Genomic DNA, 17,875 nt, shown 5'->3' with positions numbered 1-17,875 from the left:
GTCACCCCGTCCGTTCGGGGGCGCGGTCCGGCTCAGTGTGAGGCGCGGTGTCCGGGGCGGTGCCCGGCTCGGTGTGAGTCGCGGTGTCCGGTGCGGTGTCCGGTGCGGTGTCCGGTGCGGTGTCCGGTGCGGCGTCCGGTGCGAGGAACACTTCGAGGACGAAGTCGCGTTCCTTGTAGATCCCGCCGCCGGTCCAGCCCAGGTGCCGCCGGGCCGCTGCGTGGACCGAGTCGCCGTCGAGTTCCCAGCCGGAAACGGGGTGCCGCCAGTGGCACAGCGCGAGGGTCCCGCCAGGCATGAGAGAGCCCTCAATCCGGTCGAACAGTCCGGCGAGCTCTGCCGGCGAGAGGTAGTAACCCACCTCTGAGACCACGATCAGATCGAATGATCCGTCCGGCCACTCGTGCGGGACTGTCAGGTGCCGCGTCGTTGCCGCGGGCAGGTGGGCGAGCCGCCGGGCGGCGCGGTCCAGGGCGGTGCCGCTGGCGTCAACGGCGAGGAAGCTTCCGCACCGCGGCGCGAGCTCCGCGCTCAGGGTCCCGATCGAGCAGCCGATCTCCAGCCCGGCCGTGTAGCTGTCGCCCGGCAGCGCGGCCAGCGTGAGGGAACGCTTTCGCTGCTCGTACCAGCTCGAGGTGTACTGCCAGGGATCCTCGTCCCTGGCGTGGACCGCATCGAAGAGCCGCTCCGCGTCCCCCGCGGCGTAGGGGCGTGCGGATCCGCCCTCGGCCGGGGCTTTCGCCTCAGCGCCGGATCCGCCTTCGGCCGGGCCGTCCGCCGGATGCCAGGCAAATGTCTCCCAGGTCCGCTCAAAGTGCGCCAGGAAGTCCGGAGGCAGGAGCACCTCGTCGCCCGGCAGCCCGGAGAGCGGCTGCACCTGGGACGTATGCGCCGCCATGGCGGCAGCCTTGGCCTGCAGCTCTGCCGGGCGCAGCGGCAGCCGGAACCAGCCCCGCCATGCCCCGCCGGCCGGGTCTTCCGGTCCATCTGGTGCCGCCCACAGCCAGTACCAGATAGGGTATTCGAGCAAAGCGTAGCCCGCCGCGGCGCTGAGCTCTGCGGCAACGGATCCGAGGACGTCGTGGTCGGAGTGAGCGTCGGAGCGGTACGGCGCCACGAGAACTGTCTTGTCGGCGGTGCGCCCGCACGCGGCCGACGCCTCGCGGACCGCGGCCCGGATCTGCTCCCGGTGCCCGGCGAGTTGTCCGTCGGGCAGGCCAAGGCACTGCCAGTTCCGGTCCCCACCGCCGCCCCCGGAAAGGCGTTCCAGGGCGTCACCGAACTCCTGCAGCCGGACCGCGGCGAGCTGTTCCGGCGTCGTCGTTGGCGAGCCGGGATGCGATCCTTCCCCTGCCGTGCACAGCAGCACGCGGACCGTGGCGCCGACGGCGTGCAGCCGGGCCAGCAACCCGCCGGCCCCGAGCGATTCGTCGTCCGGGTGCGCGGCCAGGACAATGAAGGCCCGGCCGGCGAGTGCAGCGTCATCCAGCGGCAGTTCCGGCAGCCCGGCGGCACGGCTGCCGGCCCACGCGGCCTCGCTGGTCCCGGCATCGTTGTGGGTGAAATTCACCATGGGTTGCTTCCTGTCAGCGTCAGGGTGCCCAGTTGCGCGTCGTCGCGCATGGCGTGGTGCTGGCGGATGTACAGGGCGAGATCGGCCATCCGTTTTCCGTAGCGCTCGTCGAAGGCGAGCGGGGCCGGCCCCAGATTTTGGCTCACGAGCGTCTGGACGCGTTCGACGGCGGCGGCCACGCTTCCCCGCACGCGCAGGGCTTCCTTCCACGCGCCGCGGTCCGAGAGCTCCCCGGCGTCGATCCTCGCGGCCGTTCCGGCCAGGTAGGCGGTCAGGGCGGCAAGCGTCCGGTCAATCTCGCCGAGATGGGCCAGGGCTATCTGGTCCGGCTCCCGTCCGCCGTCGGCTGCTTGCTGCAAGGAGGCGGTGAAGCTGCGCGCCACCGCGACGGCGCCGCCCAGCCAGCAGGCGGCCACGCCCATGCCGCCCCAGGCGAAGCCCGGGCGCCGGTAATACCAGCCGGCGCCGCCGAGGGGCACGGCGGGGACGGCCTCGAAGTGGACGGTGCCGCTGGGAATCTCGCGCAAGCCCCGGCTGGTCCACTCCGGATTCGCGAAGCTCACGCCGTGCGCGTGGAGGTCGACGGCGAAGGCCGCCCGGTCCCCGTTCTCCAGATGGGCCGTCAGCACGGCATGGTCCAGCTGCGCGGCGAGCGAGCACCAGGGCTTGGACCCTTGGAGGATCCACCCGCCGGCGGATTCCTTGGCCTCAAGCCGCAGGGCGGGCGCCTCGGCGGCGAACACCCCCCAGGTCCCCTCGAACTCGGCGCCGTCGGGATTCGGGAAGTCGCCGCCGTCCTGTGCCGCCTTGCCTGCGGCCTGGGCGAGGATCGCCACGGCGTCCAGTTGCGGTTCCAGCACGCGTCCGGCAGCGACGTCGACGGCGGTCACGGAGGCCAGAATCTCCCACAGGAACGCGGTCCGGCCGTCCCCGGGCTTCGGCGCCGTCGCCGCTGCCGCCTTGGCCAGGTCCAGCAGCGCCGGGACATCGCCGACGGCGGCGTGTGCCTCGGACAGCAGGGGGCTGAGCGCGTCCAGGGCGGCGGCCGCGGAGCTGATCCTGACAGGTAGGGGGTAGTGGGCGGTGGGGATCCCGTTCATTGCGACTGCCTGTGTTCCTTCGGACTGGGCGGATTCGGGCTGTGCGGAAGGCGTGTGGGCTGGCTACGTGGCTGGAGTCCTGCGCGTCCGCGGCCGCGCCGCCATCGCTGGCGCCGTCGACAAGCAATCTAAGCATACTTAGCACTTGTTGCTGGCCGGCCGGCCCCACGCATGCGATGCCACCGGCGCTCGTGCGCCCTGGCGGACAACCTCCTGCACCTAGCGGACGATCGCGAGGGCGAAGCCGTCCCAGCCTTTCGAACCCACGGTCTGCATGACGGTGCCGTCCAACCGCGGGTCATCGCCCAGCATCTGGAGCGTGCTGATGATTCCGGGGGCGTTCACCGGGTCCATCGACGCGTCCAGCACGGCGCCTTCCCACACGACGTTGTCCACCACGATGGTGGTGCCGGGCCGGCCAAGCCGGATGGCCCAGTCCAGGTAGTGGGGGCTGTTTTCCTTGTCGGCATCGATGAACACGAAATCGAAGGGCGGTCCCGCCTCGCTTTCCAGCTCCTGCAGGGTGTCCAGTGCCGCGCCGACCCGGATGTCCACCTTGTGGCCCAGGCCGGCGTCGTCAACGTTCGCGCGCGCAACGCGGGCGTGCAGGGGGAGGTACTCGCAGGTGACCAGACGGCCGTCGTCCGGCAGCCCCTGGGCCATCCAGATGGTGCTGAAACCGGCCAGCGTGCCGATCTCCAGGACGCGGCTGGCACCGGAGAGCTGGACCAGCAATTTCAGGAGTTTGCCGGCGTTGGGGGCCACTTCGATTGGCGGCATGCCGGCCTCGAGGGCGCTGGTCACGGCGCGCTTGAGCGAACTATCCGGGCGGACCACCGCGTCGGAGAGGAAGTTCTCCACGGCGACCCAGCCGGGGGTGGACTGATGCTCGATCATGTCCCCAGTGTTCCAGCCGCCCGCGCCCGGCGGTAGTCTCCGGGCGCGGTTTCCGTCCGGTTTTGGGCCGGATTCCGGCGTGCGGACCGGCGCTAGGTTTCCGGCGTGGTTGGAATTTGCGGCCCGGTGCCGCCGGGGCCCTGCCCGTCGATGGCGTTTTCGAGCCGCTCCACCTTGCCGGTCAGCTCGCCGCTGTAGCCGGGCCGGATGTCCGCCTTGAGGACCAGCGAGACGCGGGAACCATAGGCGCCGACCGCGTCTGTGGCCCGCTTGACCACGTCCATGACCTCATCCCACTCGCCCTCGATCTCGGTGAACATGGAACTCGTCCGGTTGGGCAGACCCGACTCGCGGACGATCCGCACCGCGGCCGCGACGGCGTCATGGACCGACGCGTCGCCGGGCGCCTGTCCGTTGGCGGGGTCACCGGAGGGTGCTACGGAGAATGCGACCAGCATGTGGTGGTTCCCTTCACTCAGTTCGGACAGCGGGGCGAAAATTCCAGGGCTGTCCGACACTAGTCTTTCACGGGATTCCGCCCCGACAGCGCCCGGGCGAACCGTCGAAACCGTCACATAAATCACTACCCGCCGGTAACAGGTTCGCGCACCCGTCGCGTTGCTAACCTAGGCAAATGAACCGGGCAGTAGATCGCAGGCCGCTCCGCGCAGATGCCGCGCGCAACGTGGACAAAATTATCGCCGCGGCCCGGCAGTGCTTCCGCGAACACGGCCCCGAGGTGCCGTTGCAGACCATTGCCGTCACCGCCGGGGTGGGTCCGGCCACCCTCTTCCGGAACTTCGCCGACAAGGAAGAACTGGTGCTCGCTGCCCTGAACAGGCAGCTCCGGCTTCAGGTGGATCCGGCCATTGATGAGGCGCTGGCCGATCCGGACGCCGCAGCCGGACTCTTTCGGGTCATCGATGCCACGATGCGTGTTGCCAGCGAAGAGGCCAACCTCCTGGGAGCTGTTGCCGGCCGGCGCGGCCTGCTGGCGGGGATCACCGGCGGCCTGGTTGAATCCATCGCCGTGCTGCTGGGCCGTGGCCAGGGCCAGGGCACCCTGCGCAACGATATTTCCATGACAGACATGATCCGCCTGCTGGCCATGCTGATCGGCGCCGTCGACACGATGGAGCCGGGCTCCGACGCCTGGCGGCGCCCCGTGGCGCTGGTCGAGGACGCCATCCGGACGGAGCGGCCGGACCGGGCATTGCCACCGCAGGCCCCGCTGCCGGGCACCGCGTTCGACTCCGTTCTCGGCTAGGGCCGCCGTTCTTGGCAGAGTGGATAGGATCTAGCCCATGGGATGGGAAACCCTTGCCGGGGTAGTCGGCGGTGTACTGGTGGTCTATGCGGTCCTGCTGTTGCTGCTGTGGGGCTATGCCCGCCGGCACCCCGAGACCGTCACCATGAAGGATGCTTTGCGGCTGCTGCCGGACCTTCTTCGGCTCATCCGGCGCTTGCTGGCCGACCGTTCGGTGGCGGTGGGGGTCCGGGTCCGGCTGGCGCTCCTGCTCGTCTACCTGGCCTCCCCGATCGACCTCGTACCGGACTTCATACCGGTGATCGGCTACGCGGACGACGTCGTGATAGTGGCTCTGGTGCTGCGCTCGGTGGTAGCCCGCGCGGGGGGCGACGCCGTCCGGCGCCACTGGCCTGGAACCCCGGAGGGCCTGGCCGTCATGCTGCGGCTCGCCGGGCTCGGGACGCCAGTCTAAGCGTCCTCGGCCGGCTTTTCCTTGGCTTCGAGAAGGTGGTGCTGCAGCTTCTCTTCGGCTTCCCGGCGACGGCGGGACATTTCGCGCATTTCCCTGGTGGACTCAGCCCCTCCAGAAACGAACGGCTCGTGCTGCTTGGACCTCTGATCCTTGCGTGGCTCCGCGACCTCCTGCTCCGCAGCTTCATGCTCCGCAGCTTCATGCTCCGCAGCCGGCTGGTCGGCAGCCGCCTGCTCGCCGTCGTGTTCGCTCATGTTCGAATGCTCCCACGCGATCCCCGCGCCAAGTAGGGACTAAAGACCATTCCGGCCGTACCGCAATCGGATCGCCGAGCAGCACCGCTAGGGGTCCCCTGGGCGGGTCAATCCCAGCCCAGCAGCCGGAGCCCGGCGGCCGCCGCCGCGCCGGCGATCACCACCACCAGGAACGGCGCCCGCAACCACAAAGCGATGCCCGCCGCCGCCAATGCACCCAGCCGCGCGTCCAGGACAAGCGACTGGCCCGAGGCGACGGCATTGACCACCGTCAGGGACGCCAGCAGCCCGATCGTCATGGTGCCGGCAATCCTGGACATCCGCGGGTTGCGGAGCAGGCTGGCTGGCACCAGGTAGCCCAGCAGCTTCCAGGTGTAGGCGAGCAGGCAGGAGAGCAGCAGCCACATCCAAAGGTTCATGCGTCGTCTCCAGTGCGATCGCGGTGGTCGCCGGCGGGGTCGTGGTGGTGGTGCACGTGGTTCTCCGCGTAGGGATCGACGTCCGGTTCCAGGCCCTCGTCGCTGCGGCCGTGGCTGAACCAGCCGATTCCGGCCGCGACGACGGCGGCGACGAGGATCGGCACTCCCGGGGGCACGAACGGCACGGCCAGCACGGTGGCCAGCGCACAGACAACCGCGATGGCGACAGGCTCCCTGCCTTTCAGGCGGGGCCAGAGCAGGCCCAGGAAGGCCGCCACGGCGGCGCCGTCGAGCCCCCACTGTTTGGGATCCCCGAGTGCCCCGCCGGCCAGTGCGCCGAGGGCCGTGAACAGGTTCCAGAGGACGAAGACACCGATTCCGGCTGTCCAGAAGCCGCGCTTCTGCTCGTCCGGGTCCGTCTGCCCCGTGCTGGTGGCGGTCGACTCGTCGATGGTCAGCTGGGCGGCGGCAAACTTGCGCCACCCGCGCGGCTGCAACAGGGCGTTGATCTGCATGCCGTAGATGCCGTTGCGCATGCCCAGCAGCGTCGCGGCGCCCATCGCGGCGATTCCGGACCCGCCGCCGGCCACCACGCCGATGAAGGCGAACTGGGATCCGCCGCTGAACAGCAGCAGGCTCAGGGCCATGGTCTGCCAGAAATCCAGGCCCGAGGTGACGGACAGTGCGCCGAAGGAGACGCCGTAGAGACCGGTGGCAATGCTGATCGACAAGCCGATCCGCACTGCCGGCGACTGCAGGATTTTCACGGGCGCGGGTTCCGCCGCGTCAGAGTCCAGGCCCACGCGATGAGGGGCGCCTGGAGCGGGAGCCGCAAGGTATGCACGCGTCGCGCGCGCGGCGTGCCGTCTGCCCCGTAGGCCCGGCGCAGGGCGTCCACGTGGCCGGAAAGAAACGCGGTGAACAGTGCCGTGACGGCGCCGGCGGCGGCCCTCCGGGTGGCCGGGATCAGGAGCCCGACGGCGACAGCGGCTTCCAGCAGCCCGCTCGCCGCCACCCATTCCTCCCGGGACAGGACGGCCAGGGGGCCGTTCGGCTGCTCACCGGAGTCGTCCCGGCACAGGATGTCGGGAACCACCGGGTGGAAAAATTCGGGTTCGCGGAAGTGCTTGGCGGCGCTCGTGAGCAGCAGCGCGCACATCGCTGCCGCGGACAGGGTCTGGAGGTCCGGGCCGGACCAGCGAAATGGCATGCAACCACTCAACCACAGCGGTCACTCCGGCCGTAATCCGCCGGGGCGCGTAACGGTTTCCGCAGGAATCCGCCCCAGCTCCGCAGCGCGGCCGGGCTCTTAGCGGAGGGGCGGACTGACCGACATCAGCTGGGACAGGACCTGGGCCGGCCAGTTTGTGGTGATCTCGTGGATCCCCAGTTCCCGGCACCGTTCGACGTCGTCCTCGGCGTCGACCGTCCACACCCGGAACCGGAGCCCCGAGGCGAGCCAGCGCTGAACGGTGGGGGCGTGCGCGCGGACGTACCCGATTCCGGGGCCGGCAATGCCCGCCTCAGCCCCATCCAGGATCCGTTCGCCCTCCGCCTGGGCGGCCTTCATCACGTTGGCCAGGGCCCCGCCGGTCAGGGCACCGAGGCCCAGTTCCTCCCTGATGTCCGCCACATTGACGTTGTCCACGAGTTGGCAGACGGCCCCTGCCGGCACGGACTCGAGAAGGTGCTTGACGGAGTCGGGGCTAAAGCTCATGAAGGAAACGACGATCTTGTCCAGCATCGACGTCCGCGGATTCCAGCCTTCGTCCCTCAGGACCTCGAGGACGCGGTCCTCGAGTCCGAGCTGGTACGGGCTCGGGTGCTTGAACTCGATCGCCAGTCCGATCCCGCGGCCCGCCCCGCGCAGGATGTCGATCAGTTCCGGCAGGGTCAGGAGCTGCTCGGACTTGGCACCGTAGGCTTCCGGGATCCGGGCTCCCTTCCAGGAGGAGAAGTCCAGCGGCCGGAGCTCTTCCAGGGTCCGGTCGGCCACCTGGCCGGTGCCGTCCGAGGTGCGGTCCAGGGTGGCATCGTGCAGGAGCACCACGTGCTGGTCCCGGGTCAGGTGGACATCGCATTCCACACCGTCGGCGCCGTCGGCGATTGCCTGCAGGTACGCGGCCCGGGTGTGCTCGGCGAAGGCTCCGCTGGAGCCGCGGTGGGCATAGACCAGAGGACGGGCGGCGGCGGACTCGTCAGTCGTCATGGTGCCACGTTAGCGGACGGCCCGTTTCCGTGGCGGGACTAGGCTGGGCTCATGCAGGTGAATACTGAGCCAACATCCCTGACCGGTGCCGCGGGACTTCCGGGCGGTGTCCGCCCGGATGGTCCCCCCGGACAGCGTGCCGCTGCGTCCAGCGACGCCGAGAAGGCCGCGGCGCTGCGCCGGATGAAGCTCCTGGCCCTGGCGCTCCTGATCGTCATGGCCGTGATCTTCGTCGTCGCGTTTGCCCTGCAGAAGCAGTATCCGGGGCTCGAGTACGTCCGCGCCGCGGCCGAGGGCGGCATGGTGGGTGCCCTGGCGGACTGGTTTGCCGTTACGGCCCTGTTCAAGTACCCCATGGGAATCAAGATCCCGCACACCGCGATCATCCCGCGCCGCAAGGACCAGATCGGCGCCTCGCTGGGCGAATTCGTGGAGACCAATTTCCTCTCCGAACAGGTGGTCCAGGAAAAGCTGGCGTCCGCGGACATTGCGCGCAAGGCCGGCGCCTGGCTCTCCAGCCCCGGCGGCCCGGACCGCGTCGCCAAGGAGGGTGCCGCCGTCATCCGCGGCGCGTTCAAGGTCCTCAACGACGACGACGTCAAGGCCGTGATCGAATCCATGGTCCGCAAGCACCTGCTCACCCCGCCGTGGGGGCCGCCCGTGGGCCGGCTCGCTGAGCGGATCTTCGACGACGGGCACCACCACGCACTGGTGGACGTGCTCGTGGACCGGACGGTGGACTGGGTGCGGGACAACCAGGAGACGGTCAACAGGTTGGTCACCGACCGGTCCCCGACGTGGGTACCGTCGTTCGTGGACGGCCTGGTTGGGGACAAGGTGTACGTGGAGATCCTCAAGTTCACCCGCGCCGTACAGTCCGATCCGCAGCATCAGGTCCGCCTGTCGATCGATAAGTACCTCAAGGACCTGGCGCAGGATCTGCAGCATGATCCGGTGATGATCGCCCGTGCCGAGGGCATCAAGGCGCAGGTGCTCGGCGACCCCGAGGTCCGGGAGCTCGCCTCCCGCACCTGGGACACCATCAAGACGGCCCTGCTCACCGCCGTCGATGACCCGCACAGCGAACTGACCGTCAAATTCAAGGCAGCCATACATGACTTCGGCACCCGGCTGGTGGTCGATCCCGAGCTCGCCGGCAAGGTGAACGCCTGGATCGGCGACGCGGCGGGCTACCTCGTAAAGACCTACCGCTCGGACATCGCGGGGGTCATCACGGACACCGTGGCCCGCTGGGACGCCGAGGAAACGTCCCAGAAGATCGAACTGCAGGTGGGCAGGGACCTGCAGTTCATCCGGATCAACGGCACGGTGGTGGGCGCCTTGGCCGGGCTGGCCATCTTCACGGTGGCCAACATGCTGTTCGGCTAGCTACCCTCCGGTCCCGGCTCCGGTCAGGCAGCGGCGACCTCCGCCTTGGTCCGGCCCTGCATGGCGAAGATCGTGAAGGCCAGCGCCCCGAGCGCTGTCACCACGAGCAGCAGCAGCCCGATCGCGTAGCTGTGCGCTGCGGCGTCGTAGGTGGCACCCATGATCAGCGGCGGGAAGTAGCCGCCGAGTCCTCCGGCGGCGCTGACCACCCCGCTGATGCTGCCCACTTTGCCCTGCGGCGCGAGCACACCCACCCAGGCGAACACCCCGCCTGTGCCCAGGCCGAGCGCGCCGGCCATGGCGACGAACGTCAGGCCGGCGGGGACGTCGCCGTCGGGCTGCAGGTTCACCACCCAGGCGAGCGCCGCGACGCCGGCGAGCGCTACGATCACCACTGGCTTGGGGCCGACCTTGTCCGCGAGCACCCCGCCCAGGGGCCGCGCCAGCACGGCGGCCAGCGCAAACCCTGCGGTGCGGGCGCCGGCCGCGCTGGGATCGAAGCTGTAGACATCCCGGAGGTAGGTGGGCAGATACGTGGCGAAGGAAACGAAACCCCCGAAGAGGACGGCGTAGAGAAAGCACAGCTTCCACGTGACCGGGGTCTTCACGGCGTCGAGCAGCTTGGGCATCACGGGCGCGTTGCTGCGGGTCCAGCCCGGCGCCTCCTTCATTCGGAACCAGATGAGGGCGGCCATGCACGCCAGGATCGCGGCGATCAGCACGTGCGTGGGAACGTAGCCGATGCTCGCGACAAGCCGCGGGTTCAGGAAGGCCGCCAGCGCCGTTCCGCCCATGCCCGCGCCGAAGACACCGGTGGCAAAGCCCCTCCGGGCGGGCTCGTACCAGGCGCTGACGAAGGGGATCCCGACGGCGAAGACCGTGCCGGCGACCCCGAGCAACAGTCCGGCGCCCAGCACCAGCGCGAAGGAGTCGATGGTGCCGCCCACCGCCACCAGCAGGATCGGGATGATGGAGGCCAGCAGGACAAAGGTGAACATGGCGCGCCCGCCGTACTTGTCCGTCAAGGTGCCGACGACGATCCGTCCCAGCGAGCCAACGAAGACGGGCATGGCCACCAGCACCCCGGTGGTGGCCGGATTGAGGTGCAGGTTCTGGGTGTAGTACGCGCCGAGCGTGGCGATGGAGTTCCAGGCCCAGAAGCACGCCACCGACGCCGAGGTGGCGAGTGCCAGGTTGAGCGTCCGGCCGGCGGGGGCGGCGACGAAAGGGGACACTGCTCCGGCCACGGTGGTCTCCTTTTCGGTTCGGCAACGTTCGGTTCGGCAACGTTCAGTTCAGAATGCAGTTCAGCAGTGCAGGTCAGGAATCGCAGGTGTTCACCGGTTCCTGGTGTCGCGGTCCCGGGTCCCGACGGCGGACCAGCCCCGCCGCGCGCCGACCGGGTTCCGGGCACCGGCGGCGCCGGCTGTCCCTTTGGCTCCGGCTCCGCCGGTGTCCCGGTCCCTCGAGCGGTAGACGATGTAGGGGCGGAAGAGGTAGTGGAACGGTGCCGTGAAGGCGTGGACCAGCCGGGTGAACGGCCAGATCACGAACAGCGCCATGCCCACCAGGGTGTGCAGGTGGAAGGAAAACGGCGCCCCGGCCATGGCCGCGATGTCGGGCTGGAAGATGAACAGCGAGCGGAACCACGGGGCGACGGTCTCGCGGTAATTGTGCCCGTGCTCGCCCTCAAAGACGCTGGCCAGCGTGGTCCACAGCCCGAAGACGATCGCCGCCGTCAGCACCACGTACATGGTCTTGTCATTCCCGGTGGTGGCCATGAAGACGGGCCCGGTGGTGCGGCGGCGGTAGATCAGCAGGATGATCCCGCCCAGGGTCCCTACCCCGGCCACACCGCCGACGAACAGAGCGTTGAAGTGGTAGAACTCCTGGCTCATCCCAGCCGCTTGGGTCCACGCCATCGGAATGACGAGACCGAAGAAGTGGCCGGCGATCACGGCGAGCAGGCCGAAATGGAACAGCGGGGACGCGATCCGCAGCAGCCTGGACTCGTACAGCTGGGAGGACCTCGTGGTCCAGCCGAACTGATCGTATTTGTAACGCCAGACCAGCCCGCCAACAAGGACCACCACCATGACGTACGGCAGCACGCCCCACAGCAGGATATCCAGTGCGGAGATGTCGACGGCGGATCCGGTCTCGGCTTCGAATGCCAGCATGGTCAGGCCCCCTTCACGGGCAGCAGCCGCGGATCGTAGGGGTCCAGGCCCACGGCCTCGGTGGGTGGGCCGTAGCCGGCCATCCGCATGACGGCCTGCTCGTCGGCCGGTGATTTCCCCGACAGGGTGGCGCAGACGGCCTGCAGGATCCGGGCGTGCGGGAGCTCGTCCCGGAGCAGCCCGAAGCGGAGCATCTCAAGGCTCGCCCGGAAGCGCGTCAGCAACTCGCGGCCGGCCGCGAGGTCCACCAGCGCGGCGTATTCGAGGACCATCGGGAGGTAGTCCGGCAGTTCGCCGTGCGTGTCCACCAGGATGTCGCTTTGCCGATAGGTCTTCTTGAAGTTGCCCAGGACCTCGCCGCGGCGCCGGGTGTCCCCGTCAGTCCAGTAGGACAGGTGCAGGGCGTGGCGCTTGCCGAGGTCGAACTCGCGCACATACTGGGCCTGGATCTGAATGGGCGGTGTGGACTCCAGCCGGTCCAGGACCTCCACGAAGTCCGCCGCGGCCCCCGGGAACTCGGCCAGCGCGGCCCGCATCAGCGGAACCCGGCCGATCAGTTCCTCATCCGGGTAGGACAGGCACCACGCCGCGGCGAGGTAGAGGACCTGCTGGCGGCGGGTCATGGCTGTTCCCCCGCCGGAGGAGAGTCCGGGGAGTCCTCGGGGGCCGACGGTTTCATGGGAGGCGGTTTTTCCGGAAACAGCCCGGAGGGGGCGCCTGTGCCGTCCCAGTTCAGCAGGTTCACCCTGCCGCGCAGGGTGCTTTCGCCGGGCGCGGAGCCGGAGGTCTGCCGGTCGCGGAGGGCGTTGAAGGTTTCCACCGCCACCGGGACGGGCCTGCCGCTGGCTTCGCCGAACGGGGCCGAATCCTGCATGCCGGGCCCGCCCTCGAAATCGAGCGAACAGCCCATCTCTTCGAGGTCGTGGGCCTGCTCCACATGCGCCTTCGGGATGACGTAGCGCTCCTCGTACTTCGCGATCGCCATCAGCCGGTACATCTCGTACATGCTCTGGCTGTCCATCCCCACGGCCTCGGGGATGGCGTCGTCCGGGTCGTTGCCGAGGCTGATGCCGCGCATGAAGGACCGCATGGCCGCGAGCTTCCTGAGCACCGCGGCGACCCGTTCAGTGTCTCCGGCGGTGAAGAGTTCGGCGAGGTATTCCACCGGGATGCGCAGCGCGTCGATGGCGCCGAAGAGGTTGCCGGCGTCCTCGCCGTCGTGCCCCTGGTCGCGCAGCAGGTCCACAACGGGCGAGAGCGGCGGCACGTACCAGACCATCGGCATGGTCCGGTATTCCGGGTGCAGCGGCAGGGCCACCTTGTAGACCTTGGCCAGGGCGTAGACCGGCGAGCGCCGGGCGGCGTCGATCCAGTCTTCCGGGATATTCTGGGCCCGGGCCTCGGCCTGGACGGCTGGGTCGTTCGGGTCCAGGAGCACGTCCATCTGGGCGTCGTAGAGTTCCTGGGGGTCAGTGACGGACGCCGCAGCGGTGACGGCGTCGGCGTCGTACAAAAACAGCCCCAAATACCGCAGCCGTCCCACGCAGGTCTCCGAGCAGACCGTCGGCAGCCCCACTTCCACCCGCGGGTAGCAGAAGGTGCACTTCTCGGCTTTGCCGGTCTTGTGGTTGAAGTAGATCTTCTTGTAGGGGCAGCCCGTGACGCACTGGCGCCAGCCGCGGCACTTGTCCTGGTCCACCAGCACAATCCCGTCCTCCACGCGCTTGTAGATCGCTCCCGAGGGGCACGAGGCCATGCAGGAGGGGTTCAGGCAGTGCTCGCAGATCCGGGGGAGGTAGAACATGAAGGTTTGTTCGTAGGCGAACTTGATCTTGTCTTCGGATTCCCGCCGGACCTTTTCCACGATCGGATCCAGGTGGCCGTTCTCGGCGGAGCCGCCCAGGTCGTCGTCCCAGTTCGCGGACCAGGTGATCTTGGTGTCCTCCCCGGTGATCAGGGACTTGGGCCGGGCGACCGGGAAGTCGTCGCCGAGCGGCGCGTCCACGAGGGTTTTGTAGTCGTAGGTCCAGGGCTCGTAGTAGTCCTTGAGCTCGGGCTGGACGGGGCTGGCGAAGATCCCGAAGAGCTTCTTGACCCGGCCGCCGGCCCTGAGCACCAGCTTGCCGCGCTTGTTCAGCGCCCAGCCGCCGTGCCACTTCTCCTGGTCTTCGTAGCGGCGCGGATAGCCCTGGCCGGGGCGGGTCTCGACGTTGTTGAACCAGACGTATTCGGTGCCCGCACGGTTGGTCCAGGCCTGCTTGCAGGTCACCGAACAGGTGTGGCAGCCGATGCATTTGTCCAGGTTCATGACCATGCCCATTTGAGCCATGACACGCATCAGTACTGCACCTCCTGGGAACGACGCCGGACGGTGGCCACCATGTCGCGCTGGTTTCCGGTGGGGCCAAGGTAGTTGAACGCGTAGGCCAGCTGGGCGTAACCGCCGATCAGGTGCGAGGGTTTGACCAGCAGCCGGGTCACGGAGTTGTGGATGCCGCCGCGCCGGCCGGTGGCCTCGGACTTCGGCACGTCGATGGTGCGTTCCTGCGCGTGGTGCACGTACACCACGCCGGCCGGCATCCGGTGGCTGACGATCGCCCGGGCCACCAGGACGCCGTTGATGTTCAGGCACTCCACCCAGTCGTTGTCCTTGACCTCGATGGTTGCCGCGTCGGCGGGGCTCATCCAGACCGTGGGTCCGCCGCGGGAGAGCGAGAGCATCAGCAGGTTGTCCTGGTATTCGGAGTGGATGGACCACTTGGAGTGCGGGGTCAGGTAGCGGACCACCACCTCCATGGAGCCGTCCTGGCCGAGTCTGGGCTCGCCGAAGAGCCGGTGCATGTCCAGCGGCGGCCGGTAGATCGGCAGGGCCTCGCCGATGTCCCGGATCCAGTCGTGGTCGAGGAAGAAGTGCATTCGCCCGGTCAGGGTGTGGAAGGGCTTGAGTCGTTCCACGTTGATGGTGAAGGGTGCGTAGCGCCGGCCACCGGTCTCGGAGCCGGACCATTCCGGCGAGGTGATCACCGGCACCGGGGCGGCCTGGGTCTGGGCGAAGGTGATGAATTTTTCCTCGGAGCCCTCGGCCAGGTCCGCCAGTTTCTTCCCGGTGCGGACTTCCAGGTCCTTGAAGCCCTGGACTGACAGCGCGCCGTTGGTGGTGCCGGAGAAGGCCAGGATCGCCTCCGCCATTTTCGCGTCAGTGTCGATCGCCGGGCGGCCGTCCGCGGCGCCGCCGAGCATCACCCCGTTGGAGCGGCTGAGCCTCTCCAGCGGCCCCTGGAGTTTGTAGGTGACGTTCTTGACGGTGAAGCCGAGTTTGTCAGCCAGCGGCCCGACGGCGGCCAGCTTGTCGGCGATGGCGGTGTAGTCGCGCTCCACGACGGAAAAAATGGGCATGTTCTGCCCCGGGACCGCGGGAATGGACATGTCCCGCCAATCCCGCACGATCCCGCCCGGCTGGGCGAGCTGGCCAGGTGTGTCGTGCTGCAGCGGCACGCTCACCAGGTCCCGGCGGACGCCCAGGTGGGTTTTGGCCTGCCGGGAGAACTCCTGGGCCAGCAGGTGGAAGGCGTCGAAGTCCGTTTTGGTCTCCCACGGCGGGTCGATCGCGGGGCTGAAGGCGTGGACGAACGGGTGCATGTCGGTGGAGGACAGATCGTGCTTCTCGTACCAGGTGGCGGCCGGGAACACGACGTCGGAGAGCAGGGTGGTGGAGGTCATCCGGAAGTCCGCTGAGACCAGGAGGTCCAGTTTCCCTTCCGGTGCCTGCTCGTGCCATTTCACGTCCTTGGGCCTGAGCCCCTCGGCATGGTCCGGGCCCAGGACATTGTTGTGGGTGCCCAGCAGGTTCCGGAGGAAGTACTCGTTGCCCTTGGCCGAGGAGCCAAACAGGTTCGAACGCCACAACACGAGGGTCCGCGGCCAGTTTTCCGGGGCGTCCACGTCCTCGATTGCCGGATTCAGGGTACGGTTCTTCAGCGCGTCAGCGATGTAGCCGGGAGTATCCTTCGCGGTGCCGGCGCCGACGGCGGCTTCCGCCTCGTCCGCGAGGTCCAGCGGGTTCCGGTCGAACTGCGGGTAGAACGGCATCCAGCCCAGCCGCGCGGACTGGGCCAGCGCGTCCGCGGTATGCATGCCGTCCAGGCTTCCGGTGGAGAGCGGGGACTTCAGCGCGTCCGCGGAGTAGCCGTCCTGCCGCCACTGGTCCGTGTGCATGTACCAGTAGCCGGTGCCGATCATGGTCCGCGGGGGCCGGGACCAGTCCAGTGCGTTCGCCAGCGACAGCCAGCCCGTGACGGGCCGGGTCTTTTCCTGCCCCACGTAGTGTGCCCAGCCGCCGCCGTTGCGGCCCATGCAGCCGGTCAGCATCACGAGGGCCAGCACGGCGCGGTAGGTGGTGTCGCCGTGGAACCACTGGCAGATCCCGGCGCCCATGATGATCATGGACCGGCCCTTGGACTGCTCGGCGTTGCGGGCGAATTCGCGGGCCACCCGGATGCAGGCCTGTGCCGGGACGGAAGTGATCTCCTCCTGCCAGGCCGGGGTGTAGGGCGTCGCGGCGTCATCATAGCCGGCGGCCCACTCCCCCGGGAGCCCGTCCCGGCCGACCCCGTACTGGGCAAGCATGAGGTCGAACACGGTGGTGACCAGCTGGCCATCCAGTTCCAGGACGGGAACACCGCGGCGGAGCACGCTGCCGTTCCCGCCGGCGTCCTCGAAGCACGGCAGCAGGATCTCGGCGCTGTCCCCGGAGACCTCGCGGAGCGACAGGGCCGGTTCGATCCCCTCAAGGTCCAGGTTCCATTTGCCCTCGCCGCTGCCGGAGTAGCGGAACCCCAAAGAGCCATTCGGCACGGCCGGACGGCCGGTAGCTTTGTCGAACAGGACGGTGCGGAAGGCCGCGTCCTCGGCCCCGGCCTCGTCTGGAAGATCCTTGGCGGTGAGGAACTTGGCCGGGGTGAGGGAGCCGTCGTCGCGCCGTTCCAGCCGGACCAGGAACGGCAGGTCGGTGAACTGGCGGACGTAGTCGGTGAAGAACGGCACGTCGCGCTCGACGAAGAATTCCTTGAGCATCACGTGCCCCATGGCCATCGCCAGCGCGGCGTCCGTCCCGGCCTGGGCGGGCAGCCATTCGTCGGCGAACTTCGTGTTGTCCGCATAGTCCGGGCTGACCGTGACCACCTTGGTGCCGCGGTACCGCACCTCGGCCATCCAGTGCGCGTCCGGGGTGCGGGTCACGGGGACGTTGGAGCCCCACATCATGAGGTACCGGGCGTCCCACCAGTCCCCCGATTCCGGGACGTCGGTCTGGTCCCCGAACACCTGCGGGCTGGCCACGGGCAGGTCCGCGTACCAGTCGTAGAAGGACGTCATCACCCCGCCGATCAGCTGGATGAAGCGGGTCCCGACGGCGTGCGAGACCATGGACATGGCCGGGATGGGCGAGAAGCCGGCGCAGCGGTCCGGCCCGTAGGCCTTGATGGTGTGCACGTGCGCGGCGGCGGCAATTTCGATCGCCTCCTGCCACGAGACGCGCACGAGGCCGCCCTTGCCGCGGGCCTGCTGGTAGCGGCGGCGCCGCGCCGGGTCCCCCACGACGTCGGCAAAGGCCAGCACCGGGTCACCCAGCCGCGCCTTGGCCTCGCGGTACATCTCGATGAGGACACCCCGGGCATAGGGAAAGCGCACCCGGGTGGGCGAATAGGTGTACCAGGAGAAGGCCGCCCCGCGGGGGCAGCCCCGCGGCTCGTATTCCGGGCTGTCCGGGCCCACCGAGGGGTAGTCGGTCTGCTGGGATTCCCAGGTGATGATGCCGTCCTTGACGTACACCTTCCAGGAGCACGAGCCCGTGCAGTTCACCCCGTGGGTTGACCGGACCACCTTGTCGTGGCTCCACCGGTCCCGGTAAAAGATGTCGCCCTTGCGGCCGCCTTCCCGGAACACCGCCCTGCCGTCGTCGGTCTGGTCCCATTTCGTGAAAAATCGGCCCAATTTCAACATTGCATCCGAGGCGGGTCCGTCCAACCCCGCGGCGCCTCCGGCAGTCATGCCTTCAAGCTAGGATGCACTTTCTGGCCCGGATAGGGCCTTAGGACACGGTGCGCACGCCGGCCGGTGCCGGTTTGGGGGCTGC

At 68.8% G+C, this 17,875-nt stretch carries 17 protein-coding genes; 3 read left to right on the top strand and 14 right to left on the bottom strand.

The window, feature by feature from the left end; all coding sequences use genetic code 11:
* Position 1: 1 nt before the first annotated feature.
* From MRBLAR12_RS15340 to MRBLAR12_RS15325, 4 genes are all read right to left on the bottom strand, one after another.
* Positions 2–1,573: a bifunctional PIG-L family deacetylase/class I SAM-dependent methyltransferase gene (locus MRBLAR12_RS15340; RefSeq protein WP_364746944.1), complete on the bottom strand. Its 1,572-nt coding sequence runs from the start codon at positions 1,571–1,573 to the stop codon at positions 2–4.
* Positions 1,567–2,673, bottom strand: a complete 1,107-nt coding sequence (locus MRBLAR12_RS15335) for an acyl-CoA dehydrogenase family protein (protein WP_229993969.1) — start codon at positions 2,671–2,673, stop codon at positions 1,567–1,569. The genes MRBLAR12_RS15340 and MRBLAR12_RS15335 overlap by 7 nt, the downstream gene beginning before the upstream one ends.
* 219 nt (positions 2,674–2,892) lie before the next feature.
* Positions 2,893–3,570: an O-methyltransferase gene (locus MRBLAR12_RS15330; RefSeq protein WP_229993970.1), complete on the bottom strand. Its 678-nt coding sequence runs from the start codon at positions 3,568–3,570 to the stop codon at positions 2,893–2,895.
* Between the two features lie 92 nt (positions 3,571–3,662).
* Positions 3,663–4,028, bottom strand: a complete 366-nt coding sequence (locus MRBLAR12_RS15325) for a thiamine-binding protein (RefSeq protein ID WP_229993971.1) — start codon at positions 4,026–4,028, stop codon at positions 3,663–3,665.
* Between the two features lie 176 nt (positions 4,029–4,204).
* On the opposite strand from MRBLAR12_RS15325, the gene MRBLAR12_RS15320 reads away from it, so the two are divergent.
* Together MRBLAR12_RS15320 and MRBLAR12_RS15315 are read left to right on the top strand one after the other, a co-directional pair.
* Positions 4,205–4,837 carry a TetR/AcrR family transcriptional regulator gene (locus MRBLAR12_RS15320; protein WP_229993972.1) on the top strand — a complete coding sequence of 211 codons (633 nt, stop codon included), beginning with the start codon at positions 4,205–4,207 and terminating at the stop codon, positions 4,835–4,837.
* A gap of 37 nt (positions 4,838–4,874) precedes the next feature.
* Complete coding sequence (locus tag MRBLAR12_RS15315) at positions 4,875–5,291, top strand: YkvA family protein (RefSeq protein ID WP_229993973.1); 417 nt, start codon at positions 4,875–4,877, stop codon at positions 5,289–5,291.
* On the opposite strand, the gene MRBLAR12_RS15310 is transcribed toward MRBLAR12_RS15315, so the two are convergent.
* From MRBLAR12_RS15310 to MRBLAR12_RS15290, 5 genes are all read right to left on the bottom strand, one after another.
* Entirely contained in the window at positions 5,288–5,545 is a 258-nt protein-coding gene (locus MRBLAR12_RS15310) for a hypothetical protein (RefSeq protein ID WP_229993974.1), read from the bottom strand. The two genes, MRBLAR12_RS15315 and MRBLAR12_RS15310, sit on opposite strands and share 4 nt — an antisense overlap.
* A 107-nt stretch (positions 5,546–5,652) precedes the next feature.
* Positions 5,653–5,964: an AzlD domain-containing protein gene (locus MRBLAR12_RS15305; RefSeq protein WP_229993975.1), complete on the bottom strand. Its 312-nt coding sequence runs from the start codon at positions 5,962–5,964 to the stop codon at positions 5,653–5,655.
* On the bottom strand, positions 5,961–6,731 hold the full coding sequence (locus MRBLAR12_RS15300) for an AzlC family ABC transporter permease (RefSeq protein WP_229993976.1): 771 nt from the start codon (positions 6,729–6,731) through the stop codon (positions 5,961–5,963). Before MRBLAR12_RS15300 ends, MRBLAR12_RS15305 begins: the two co-directional genes overlap by 4 nt.
* Positions 6,728–7,174 (bottom strand): DoxX family protein, encoded by a 447-nt coding sequence (locus MRBLAR12_RS15295; RefSeq protein ID WP_229993977.1) that lies wholly within the window; start codon positions 7,172–7,174, stop codon positions 6,728–6,730. The genes MRBLAR12_RS15300 and MRBLAR12_RS15295 overlap by 4 nt, the downstream gene beginning before the upstream one ends.
* Before the next feature lie 99 nt (positions 7,175–7,273).
* Positions 7,274–8,173 carry a glycerophosphodiester phosphodiesterase gene (locus MRBLAR12_RS15290; protein WP_229993978.1) on the bottom strand — a complete coding sequence of 300 codons (900 nt, stop codon included), beginning with the start codon at positions 8,171–8,173 and terminating at the stop codon, positions 7,274–7,276.
* A gap of 183 nt (positions 8,174–8,356) precedes the next feature.
* Here MRBLAR12_RS15290 and MRBLAR12_RS15285 point away from each other — a divergent pair, with 183 nt between their 5' ends.
* Positions 8,357–9,562: a DUF445 domain-containing protein gene (locus MRBLAR12_RS15285; protein ID WP_414645521.1), complete on the top strand. Its 1,206-nt coding sequence runs from the start codon at positions 8,357–8,359 to the stop codon at positions 9,560–9,562.
* A 23-nt stretch (positions 9,563–9,585) separates the two neighbouring features.
* Here MRBLAR12_RS15285 and MRBLAR12_RS15280 read toward each other — a convergent pair whose 3' ends face one another.
* The 5 genes from MRBLAR12_RS15280 to MRBLAR12_RS15260 all read right to left on the bottom strand — a co-directional run bounded on the left by MRBLAR12_RS15280 (position 9,586) and on the right by MRBLAR12_RS15260 (position 17,790).
* The gene (locus MRBLAR12_RS15280; protein WP_229993980.1) at positions 9,586–10,809 is read right to left on the bottom strand and encodes an MFS transporter; all 1,224 of its coding nucleotides are present in this window, start codon (positions 10,807–10,809) and stop codon (positions 9,586–9,588) included.
* A gap of 90 nt (positions 10,810–10,899) precedes the next feature.
* Positions 10,900–11,742: a respiratory nitrate reductase subunit gamma gene (narI, locus tag MRBLAR12_RS15275; RefSeq protein WP_229993981.1), complete on the bottom strand. Its 843-nt coding sequence runs from the start codon at positions 11,740–11,742 to the stop codon at positions 10,900–10,902.
* 2 nt (positions 11,743–11,744) lie between these two features.
* Entirely contained in the window at positions 11,745–12,365 is a 621-nt protein-coding gene (narJ, locus tag MRBLAR12_RS15270; protein ID WP_229993982.1) for a nitrate reductase molybdenum cofactor assembly chaperone, read from the bottom strand.
* Complete coding sequence (gene narH, locus MRBLAR12_RS15265; protein ID WP_229993983.1) at positions 12,362–14,080, bottom strand: nitrate reductase subunit beta; 1,719 nt, start codon at positions 14,078–14,080, stop codon at positions 12,362–12,364. The genes narJ and narH overlap by 4 nt, the downstream gene beginning before the upstream one ends.
* Entirely contained in the window at positions 14,080–17,790 is a 3,711-nt protein-coding gene (locus tag MRBLAR12_RS15260; protein WP_364746938.1) for a nitrate reductase subunit alpha, read from the bottom strand. Before MRBLAR12_RS15260 ends, narH begins: the two co-directional genes overlap by 1 nt.
* Between the last annotated feature and the right edge of the window lie 85 nt (positions 17,791–17,875).

This window comes from Arthrobacter sp. LAR12-1-1.1, from assembly GCF_040676555.1.
Classification (GTDB): domain Bacteria; phylum Actinomycetota; class Actinomycetes; order Actinomycetales; family Micrococcaceae; genus Arthrobacter.
The sequence above is the reverse complement of the archived record's forward strand: the minus strand, read 5'-3'. Positions and strand labels throughout refer to the sequence as shown.